This is a genomic window from Bacillus hominis (assembly GCF_018332515.1).
In the GTDB taxonomy this organism is placed as follows: Bacteria; Bacillota; Bacilli; order Bacillales; family Bacillaceae_G; genus Bacillus_A; species Bacillus_A hominis.
Map to the genome: position 1 here is coordinate 1 of NZ_BOQD01000504.1, position 770 is coordinate 770.

The 770-nt window shown below is 33.8% G+C and carries 1 protein-coding gene; it reads left to right on the forward strand.

Annotated elements, in window-relative coordinates; genetic code table 11:
• The first annotated feature begins 31 nt into the window (after nt 1-31).
• The gene (locus KI356_RS26920; protein WP_128280433.1) at nt 32-598 is read left to right on the forward strand and encodes a TetR/AcrR family transcriptional regulator; all 567 of its coding nucleotides are present in this window, start codon (nt 32-34) and stop codon (nt 596-598) included.
• Nucleotides 599-770: the final 172 nt, after the last annotated feature.

The following is a 770-nucleotide window of genomic DNA, read 5'->3' on the forward strand; positions in this document are numbered from 1 at the left end:
CAAGAAATGTGTTCAATAAGAGGTGAAAAAAATGATGCGTACAGATATGCGTATTGTGAAAACAAAAGAGGCGTTGCATAACGCATTATTAGAATTATTAAACGAAAAAACTTTAGAAGTCATCTCCATCTCGGAAGTTTGCAGAAAGGCAAAAATAAATCGCGGAACATTTTACTTGCATTATAAACAGGTAGAAGATTTATTTGAGGAGTATTTTAAAGAAATTACAGCAGATTTGACACGTTCTTATCAAGAACCTTATCGCTACGTATCAGTTTTGAAAACTAGTAAATTAGATCCTTCTACAATTCGGATTTTTCATCATATCGAAAAATATAAATCATTCTACAGAATTGTTTTTTCCAAAAAGGTTCCTTTAATGTACTATTATTTATTTTTTGAGGAAATAAAGCATTTGTTACTTCAAGATAAAGAGGCTTTGCTTAAAGAAGGCGTGAACCATTCACTTTATTGTTCCTACCAAGCGAATGCGATTATTGGCATCATTATTGAATGGTATCACAATGATTTTTCTTATAGTACAAGTTATTTAAATGATCAACTTGTTCAATTTTTAAATATGAGAGTAGATGGTTAATGTGAACTACTCGCCACTTAGCAAAGCTTGAAGTGGGAGCTTCCCAGTTCCACGACGAAAGTAACCTTTCGTCTCCCTGAGCGTTGGACGCTCTTTTGGTACGGTTGATATTTTACGCAGGAACCGAATGGCTTGGTTTTGGCATTCTATTTTCTTCCTGCAACCTTCTATA